This window comes from Mesorhizobium sp. M2C.T.Ca.TU.002.02.1.1 (assembly GCF_003997225.1).
The window spans coordinates 1-9,194 of sequence record NZ_RZTO01000178.1; the positions used below are offsets into that span (position 1 = coordinate 1).

The window sequence follows — 9,194 nt, forward strand, 5'->3', positions numbered from 1 at the left end:
GTAGGACTTCGCGATCTTCTCGTCGCCGACGATCGAGGCCCACGCCTCGACGGGTCCGAGCGTCTTGCGCGCCTCGCGCCAGGCGCCCACGAGGCGACCGCGCACCATCGGATACTTGATGCGGCTCGCGCTGTAGAGATACCAGCTGTAGGAGGCCCCGCGCGAGCAGCCGCGCGGCTCGTGGTTGGGCATGCCCGGGCGCGTGCGCGGATAGTCCGTCTGCTGCGTCTCCCAGGTGACCACTCCGCTCTTGACGTAGATCTTCCATGAACAGGAGCCGGTGCAGTTCACGCCGTGGGTGGAGCGCACGATCTTGTCATGCTGCCAGCGCTGCCGGTAGCCTTCCTCCCACATCCGGTCTTCGTCGCGCAGCTCGCCATGTCCGTCCGCGAAGGGTTCACGGCGCCGGCTGAGGTAGGTGAGACGTTCCAGGAAGTGGCTCATATAGCTATTCCTTATGCTGGAGTGTCAGGTTTGCACCGACGCTGGCTGAGCAGTGTCTTCGCCCATGACCGGGGCGCGCCTCACCTCGGTCAGGTAGATCAGGATCAACGATACCCAGACGATCCCGTAGAGGAGCATGAAGCAGCTCGAGTTGACTCCAAGCAGGTCGAGGATGGCGCCGAACATGATCGGAAGCAGGAAGCCCCCAAGGCCGCCAGCCATGCCGACGATGCCCGACACCGCGCCTATCGAGTCAGGAAAATCGTCGCCGATGTATTTGAAGGTCGAGGCCATGCCGAAGGCGAAAGCGATGCCGAGCCCGAACAGGAGCGGCGTGAACAGCCATGGCACGAGCCAGATGGCGAAGCTCACCGGCCCCTTGACGGTGAAAATGGTCAGCTGCGTTCTCGGGTAGGACAGAAGAAACAGGCAAATCCAGGCAAGCCACAGGACCCACCAGGTGACGGCATGGGCGCCGAAACGATCGGACAGCCAGCCGCCCAGCGCCCTGAAAGCTCCGCCTGGCAGCGAGAAACTCGCGGCAAGCAGCGAGGCTTGGGCGATGGAGAAGCCGTACTCGCTGCGAAAATACTGAGGCATCCACACCGATAGCGCCGTGAAGCCTCCGAACACGATCGAATAATACTGGCAATATTTCCAGACGCGCGGATCGCGCAGCACCGCCAGCTGTTGCGATACGGAGGAGCCGGCCTTGCCTGCGCCGGGATCAGGCGCGGAGAAGACCCAGAAAACCGCTGCGGTCGCAAGGAGGCAGACGGCATAGGTTTTGGGTACCGCCTGCCACCCGTAGTTGTCGATCAAGATGGGCGCCGCGAACATGTTGAGCGCCGCGCCTATGGTACCGGCGCCGAAGAAACCCATGGCGAAGCCGCGGCGCTCCTTCGGGAAGAACCGTGCCACATAGGGGGTGCCTACGGAAAAGGACGCGCCGACGAGCCCAAGCGCAAGGCCGAGCAGTAGAAGCTGCCAGAGCGCGGTTGCGTAGGCGGACAGCCACAACGGAACGGCGCAGCCGACCAGCAGAAGCAGCATGATGAGCCGCCCGCCGAACCGGTCGGTCCAGATGCCGAGCGGCAGGCGGAAGAGCGCGCCGGTGAGGACCGGGGTCGCCGTAAGAAGCCCAAATTGCGTGGCGTCGAGCCCGAGTTCCTCGCGGATAGGGATTCCGGTCACGCCGAACATCATCCAGACGGCGAAGCAGACCGTGAAGGCCCACGTGCTGACCAGCAATACTGCGAGGCTTCGGGCTTCCGGCATGCTAGCGCTCGGCCCCCGTCCTGCCTCGGACCGTCCGGTCGGTCACCGAACCCCCCCTTCCTGGACGTTGCGACGTAACGCACCCACGATTGGCCATTGAAGATGCGCTCCGCTGCTGCGGTCGACCGATGGCCGTGCGTTGGTGGCTCGACGGAAATGACACGGGTCCCCCGTCAATGCCGATTGCAGGTAGGAGGGGTCGGCCGCGCTTGACGAGCCTCCAGCAAAGCCGCGCCTCCTGAAAGACATCGCACGTGCGGCTGGAGGATGTTGAGCGAATTGGGCGCCAGAGGGTCGCGCCTAGGTCGGACACTCCTCGGAGTCTAGCCGCCAAGGATGAAAATCCAGCAACCAGAAACGACACGATCGCAGATCGGAGCAACGCTGCCTCCCTCACGCGACAATTGCTTCCCACGCCTTCCGACCATATTGATAACGAGTGAATGACGAAACGCAACCCAACAACTTTGGTTGACCCGGGCGAGAGGGGCAGGCGCCGTGACGAGATCTTTCGGGCGCTCTTTGTCACTGCCCGGGAACAGTTGTTTTCTGTCTCATTAAGTACAAAATTTTTGCGCTAAGCGAGCAATATTATTCGTTTGTCATCGTCGAACATAACCGCCAAAAGTTGCCGCTGGCCAAGGGGAGCACCAAGGGATGCGAGAAGGGGGCGGACAGACAGAAGGATGCGGGAGCGAGATCGCCGGACCGTTGCGGCAGCTAACGGCATCGCTTCGGACACGAACTATGGAGCGGTGACACCACCGCTCTATCTCAGCAGCACCTTTGCCTTTTCCGGCTTCGAGAAGCACCGCGGCTACGAGTACAGCCGTACCGCCAATCCTGGCCGGGACGTTCTCGCCGACACGCTGGCCAAGCTCGAGGGCGGCATCGGCGCGGTCATCACGTCATCCGGCATGGCGGCGGTCGATCTCGTTCTGTCGTTTGCCGGTCGTGACGATCTGGTTGTCGCGCCCCATGATTGCTATGGCGGGACGTACAGACTGCTTTCGGCGCGACGCGACAAGGGACATTTCGACGTCGTGTTCGTCAATCAGTCCGACGCTGCCGCGCTGGCCGAGGCTCTCTCCCGCAGGCCCTTTCTGGTACTCGTGGAGACACCGTCCAATCCGTTGATGCGCGTCGTCGACATTCGCGAGATCGCGCGACAGGCGAAGGCTGTCAGTGCGAAGGTGGCCGTCGACAACACCTTTCTCTCGCCGGCACTGCAGCAGCCGCTCCAGTTCGGCGCGGACTTCGTCATCCATTCCACTACGAAATACCTGAATGGTCACTCCGACATCGTAGGCGGCGCAGTCGTCTGCGGTGCCGCCAATGACGCAGAGCAGCTTCGTGCATGGGCCAACCTCATCGGAGTGACCGGCTCGCCGTTCGATGCCTATCTGACGCTGCGCGGCCTTCGGACGCTGTTTCCGCGCATCGAGCGCCAGCAGGCGAACGCTGCCGCGGTTGCTCACTTTCTCGAGAAGAACGAGGCGGTGAGCGCGGTGCATTATCCGGGGCTTGCTTCTCATCCCGGACATGCCCTGGCGAAGGCCCAGCAAGACGGCTTTGGCGCGATGCTGAGTTTCGAGCTCGCCGGCGGCTTGGAGGCGGTGCGCCGCTTTGTGGAGACCGTGAGGATATTCACGCTCGCCGAGTCGCTCGGCGGCATCGAAAGCCTCGTCGCGCACCCGGCAACCATGACCCATGCCAGCATGGGAGCGGACGCACGTCAGTCGGCCGGTATCTCTGACGGCTTGCTGCGCCTCTCGGTCGGACTTGAGGCCGAGGCCGATCTCCTTGCGGATCTGGAGCATGGTCTTGCCGCCGCGGGATCACGGGCTGCGTCAGATCAGCCTTTGTGAGGCTGCGGCACATCGAGCCGACCTGCCTGGTTCGTGAGAGGGTGCCCCACCTGTACCTAACCGGAATTCCGGTTAGGCACCCGCAGCCGGTGCTGCGCTCGAATTCGCTTGGCGCGCCCTCCTCGTCCGCCAGGACCCTGGCCATCTGAAGTACCATCGAGGGCACGATCGTGGCGAGGGTTTTCCAACTGCTCGGCAAACAGCCAATCGCAAAGCGCTAGCGCGACTTCGCCGTCTCCGAAGCCGTTATCGCCTTCATCGGCCGATCATGACGCGTTGGTGGTGGATCACTCTTCAGAGCGGCAATTGTGCCAGCGGCTGGGCTAGGTTCTACTTATCTTGTTACGAGATCGCGGACGATCGCAAGGCGCTTGACAGCGATGGTGGCCAGGGTCTGCGCTTTGTCGCGGGCGGCCTGCGAAAGCAGGTGTTCGCCGGCATCGATATAATAGTCGGCCAGCCACTCGCAGAGCGCATCCAAGGATCGCGGCGACGGCGGCCCGACAGGCGCGGGGATCTGAAGAGGCTCCGATCCGAGATCGAGGGACAGCATGCGGGCCTCAAGGGCAAGATCCCGGTATTTGTTCTTGATGTCAGTGTTCTCTTTCATGCCGGCATATTCCTCAAGGCGTGTGCAGACCTCCATTTCCAGACTGGACAGATCGTAGGGTTCCTGGATTGCCATCCTCGGGCGGCGATCCTTGAAAAAGGCTTTCCGGCGCTCGCCCCGCAGTGTCTTTGCGTGTTCCAGTTCCTCGCGTGCCATCCGTTCAGCGGCTTCTCGGATTTCAAGAGATGCTCCATCGGCGGCGACATAGGACCAGAAGGCGAAGGCGCGCTCTTCGTTGCGGACGGCGATGGCCAGCGAGCGATAGGCATCGACCAATTCGGGCGAGACGAGCCCGATGCTTTCCTCGTCGAAAATGTCCTGCGGCGCGGCATCGGCCGGCGCTTCTGGCATCCGGTGGTGAATCTGCTGCGACCAGCCGATGACCATGTCTACATGGCCCAACTCCTCGTAAACTAGGCGGTCGAAGATCTCTGCCAGCTCCGGTCGGCCAGCTGCGCGCATGCGCCCGGCCAGATCCGCATATCTGTCTGCAGACTCCTTCTCCATCGCCAGCGCGACGGCGAGAAGCTCGCCCATTGACCGGATCGACTCCTTCGGTTCGGATATCAAGCGGGACATGGCCTTCCCCAATTTGGTGGTCGACCATATTGGTTCTGTTGAAGCGCTTGTTTGCATTTCATCAAAGAAACATCCCGCAAGACCGCCGATATGTCCGTCCTGAAGCGACTGAAGGGAGCGTGACGGTACATACGTCCATGCACAGGACGGATGCCGTGGCATCGCGCACTGCATGATGACCGCGGGTGCTGGAATGCGCGAAAAGTTGCACGCACACAGACGTGCGTCTCGCGACGTTGCTGGGAGGCACGAGGATGACGCCAGATAAACCGCGACCAGACTGGGACCCCCGGTCCGATATGGTTCTTTCCAACCAGATCAAGGCATACGACGCGATGCGCTGCCGCTGCCCGGTGGCATATAGCGACTATCTGGGTTGGTCGCTGTTCCGACACGAGGACGTGGTGCGGGCGCTGGACGATCACCAGACGTTCAGCAGCGTCGTCTCCAGCCATCTGTCGGTGCCGAGCGGCATGGATCCGCCTCGGCATACGGCATACCGGCGATTGATCGAGCGCCATTTCGAGCCAGAGCGCGTCGAAGCCTTCGAGCCCCTTTGTCGGACGATCTCGGCCGATCTCGTGTACGGCCTGGAGAGAGGCGTGGAGATAGACCTCGTCACGCAGCTTGCCCAGCGCTTCGCCGTACGAATTCAGTGCGCGTTTCTCGGCTGGCCGGACAGCCTGCATCAGCCGTTGCTTCAGTGGGTTCGGAAGAACCATGAGGCCACCTTGGCCAGGGACACCAGCGCGATGGCCGCCATAGCGCTCGAGTTCGATGGCTATATCAGCCAGTTGCTGGAAGCGCGGCGCGATGCCGGCGCAGCCGCGCCGCAGGACATCACCTCGGATCTGCTGAGGGAAAGGGTGGACGACAGGCCGCTGAACCACGAGGAGATCGTCAGCATTCTGCGCAACTGGACCGTCGGCGAACTGGGCACCATCACCGCCTGCGTCGGAATCCTGGGCCACTATCTCGCTGAGAGCCCGCAGGTCCAGCAGAGGCTTAGGGAAGGTCCGCATCTGCTGCCCGCAGCCATCGACGAGATATTGCGGATGCATGCGCCGCTCATCTCCAACCGGCGGGTGGCGACAAGGTCGGTGGAAATCGGAGGGCGTGAGATCGCCGCAGGAGAGCGGGTCACGCTTATGTGGGCATCGGCGAACCGCGACGAGGCGGTCTTTGGCGATGCTGACGAATTCCGCCTCGATCGCGACCCCGCGCAGAACCTCCTTTATGGCCGTGGCATCCATGTCTGCCCGGGCGCGCAACTGGCGCGGCTGGAGCTGCGCGTCGTTATGGAGGAATTGCTGGGGCGGACCCGCAGTATAGTATTGGCATCGGGCACGCAGCCAACGATCGCCATCTATCCTGCAAGCGGGTTTTCCAGTCTGCCCATGCTCATCATTTAGTTCATGGAGGCGGCACGCGTTGTCCAAACGGGCACTTGCAACTCATTCCGACATGCTCCAGCGGGGAGGGTGATGCCGGGCGCGGCAGGGCCACAACGGGCGAGGAAGCCATGACAACCGACAGCCGAACCCGGCAGGCGGTGGAATATTCTTCGGGTCTTGCCGAAATGTCGCCCGCTTATTTCGGACTGGTAATGGCCACAGGCATCGTCTCGCTGGCGGCCTTCATGATGGAGCACTACACCATTGCTCTCGGCCTGTTCTATCTCAATATCGGGCAATATGCCGTGCTATGCGTATTGTACGCCTTGCGGGCCTGGCGCTATCCGCGCCGCTTCTTCGGCGATATGGTCGCTCACCTGACCGGGCCGGGTTACTTCACCACGGTGGCCGGCACCGGCATCCTCGCCAGTCAGTTCATGGTGCTGCGCGAGAATATCGTCATCGGCAAGGCGCTGTGGCTGCTGGCCATTCTGCTTTGGGTGTGCCTGACCTACACGATCTTCACCGCCTTCACCGTTCGGCGCGAGAAGCCGACCCTCGACGAGGGCATCAACGGCGGCTGGCTGTTGGCGGTGGTGGCCACGCAGGCGCTGTCGGTATCCAGCGCGCTGTTGGCGGCACGCATAGACCAGCCCTACCGACTCGAGCTCAACCTCGTGGCCCTGTCGATGTGGCTGTGGGGCGGCATGCTCTACATCTGGATGATGTCGCTGATCTTCTATCGCTATGCCTTCTTCCGCTTCTCACCGGGTGACCTGGCTCCGCCTTACTGGATCAACATGGGGGCGATGGCCATCTCAACGCTGGCCGGCTCGCTGCTGATCCTGAACGCCCCGCACGCGCCCTACCTGATGTCGCTTTTGCCTTTCCTGAAAGGCTTCACCGTCTTCTACTGGGCGACGGGAACGTGGTGGATACCCATGCTCCTTCTGCTGGGGATCTGGCGCCACGGCTACGAGCGCTTTCCCTTCCGCTACGATCCGCTCTATTGGGGCGCAGTGTTTCCCCTTGGCATGTATGCCGCATGTACCTGGCAGATGGGCCACGCCATGGAATTCGATTTCCTCGCGCCTCTGCCGCGCGCCTTCCTCTATATCGCCCTGTCGGCTTGGACCGTTACCTTCTTCGGCATGCTGCGTGGGCTCGTCAGCATTCTGAGCAGCAATAGAGCTTGTTCCCACCGCTTGCAGGGCACTGGCGATACAACGAAGAAATGAGCTGCGACTTCTCGGAAAACGAACGTGTTTGGGGTGGCGGTGAAGACCCATGAGTCGTCGGGCGGCAAGCCAGGCTTTTCTTGGTTAAGGTCCACCTCCGCTGCCTCATCGCCCAAGCAGGACGTTGTCCATAAAGCGAACATAATGCCTCATTCCGCTGCAAGTTGCGCTGGCGCAAACAACTCGTTGGCACCGTAGTGTTATGTCTTCGGCTTCGCGCTTCGGAATTGCTCCGATGGGCCGCAACGCCACCAGGCGGATCGGCACCAGAGCCTTGCGAAATGTCAATTTGTCCTCCCCATGCACATTCATTCCTGCTTGCTGCGCTCGACGCCCCGCTGGGCATCGTTGTTTGGCTGTCTCGAGTGCGCTGATTGGGGCCGGGCGCTTGCCGGCGCGGTCATTCTGCTTCGGCGGTGCCAGCCAAGCCGTTTCGTGCCTCGCCAATGTCAAGCGGCTTGGCTGTGGCTGCGGGCCGACCGATGCAGGTAGGCATCGAAGGCCGCCGCCGCCGCGCGAACCAGGAACCGATGGTCTCGCCGAACATGGATGGTGCCTCCGGCCAGGTCGATCACGCCATCCTCGACAAGTTCGGAAAGTCTCCGGTTGCCGGCGAGCAGCCCAGCCGGATCGAACCCGTGTCGCTGGCAGATCGCCGGCACATCGGCCTTGAAATCGCACATGAGGCGCTCGATGATCTCCGCACGCAGGCGGTCCTCGGCAGTCAGCCGGTAGCCCCTGGCCGTCGCCAATTGCCCGGAAGCGATCGAACCGGCATAGAAGCCGAGGCCGACTTGGTTCTGCACGTAGCCGTGGTGGGTGTGGCCTATGGCGGAAGCGCCGAATCCGATCAGCGTTTCGCAATTGTCGGTGGTATAGCCTTGGAAGTTGCGCCGCAGCTTTCCCGCCACTTCCGCCTGCGCGAGATCGTCGTCGGGGAGCGCAAAATGGTCCAGTCCGATCTGGACGTAGCCCGCGGCAACGAGCGCTTCGGCTATAGCCAGTGCCTGCTCCATGCGAGCGACGCCGTCGGGCAGGGCCGCTTCATCGATCATTCGCTGGTGTTTCTTGAAGGACGGCACATGCGCGTAGCCGAACACTGCGACTCGGTCGGGTCGCATGGCCGCCGCCGCGTTGGCCGTGTCGATGCAGGAACGGACGGTCTGATGCGGAAGGCCGTAGATCAGGTCGAAATTGATGCCGCTTACGCCCGACAGGCGCAGGCGGTCGACTGCCTCGATCGTGGTCTCCTCGCTCTGGACGCGGTTCACCGCTCTCTGGACGACAGGGTCGAAGCTCTGGACACCCAGGCTGGCGCGGCTGACCCCGGCACCCCCCAGGGCGCCCGCCATCTCGATCGTCAACGTGCGCGGATCGACCTCGACGGCGATTTCCGCTGCGTCGGCGAACCCGAAGCGATCACGAAGGAGGTCCGTCAGCGCGACGAAACCCGCTGGCGCGACGATGGTGGGCGTACCGCCGCCGAAATGCACCCTGTCGACCGGAAGCGGCTGGGGCGCTCGCGTGGCGACCATGTCGATCTCCTTGCGCAGCAAATCCAGATACTCGACGACGGGCTGATCCTTGGCGGTGATCGTGGTGTGGCAGCCGCAATACCAGCACATCGAGCGGCAGAACGGGACGTGTAGATAGAGCGAGGCGGGGGCAGCCGACGGTAGGCCTGATAGCCATGCGGCATAGGTGTCGGAGCCGACCGTAGGCGAGAACTCCGGCGATGGCGGGGAGCTAGTGTAGGGCGGCAGGCGCGCCCCCCCATGTTTTT

6 protein-coding genes and 1 pseudogene are annotated in these 9,194 nt (G+C 62.6%); 3 read left to right on the forward strand and 4 right to left on the reverse strand.

Features of this window, described 5'->3' with window-relative positions; all coding sequences use genetic code 11:
- Positions 1–444 (reverse strand): annotated as a pseudogene (narZ, locus tag EOD07_RS12255) (nitrate reductase subunit alpha); the annotation flags it as partial.
- Between the two features lie 24 nt (positions 445–468).
- Complete coding sequence (locus EOD07_RS12260) at positions 469–1,722, reverse strand: nitrate/nitrite transporter (RefSeq protein ID WP_127235632.1); 1,254 nt, start codon at positions 1,720–1,722, stop codon at positions 469–471.
- A 686-nt stretch (positions 1,723–2,408) separates the two neighbouring features.
- On the opposite strand from EOD07_RS12260, the gene metB reads away from it, so the two are divergent.
- A complete protein-coding gene (gene metB / locus EOD07_RS12265; RefSeq protein WP_127235633.1) occupies positions 2,409–3,590 on the forward strand; it encodes a cystathionine gamma-synthase in 1,182 nt (393 codons plus the stop codon).
- Between the two features lie 334 nt (positions 3,591–3,924).
- Here metB and EOD07_RS12270 read toward each other — a convergent pair whose 3' ends face one another.
- The gene (locus EOD07_RS12270) at positions 3,925–4,737 is read right to left on the reverse strand and encodes a ferritin family protein (protein WP_164772206.1); all 813 of its coding nucleotides are present in this window, start codon (positions 4,735–4,737) and stop codon (positions 3,925–3,927) included.
- A gap of 296 nt (positions 4,738–5,033) precedes the next feature.
- Here EOD07_RS12270 and EOD07_RS12275 point away from each other — a divergent pair, with 296 nt between their 5' ends.
- Together EOD07_RS12275 and EOD07_RS12280 are read left to right on the forward strand one after the other, a co-directional pair.
- Entirely contained in the window at positions 5,034–6,191 is a 1,158-nt protein-coding gene (locus tag EOD07_RS12275) for a cytochrome P450 (protein ID WP_127235635.1), read from the forward strand.
- A gap of 110 nt (positions 6,192–6,301) precedes the next feature.
- Entirely contained in the window at positions 6,302–7,411 is a 1,110-nt protein-coding gene (locus EOD07_RS12280; RefSeq protein ID WP_127235636.1) for a tellurite resistance/C4-dicarboxylate transporter family protein, read from the forward strand.
- Positions 7,412–7,860: 449 nt separating this feature from the next.
- Here the strand turns inward: EOD07_RS12280 and hemN are convergent.
- The coding region (gene hemN, locus EOD07_RS12285) for an oxygen-independent coproporphyrinogen III oxidase (RefSeq protein WP_127235637.1) at positions 7,861–9,194 on the reverse strand (1,334 nt) is incomplete at its 5' end.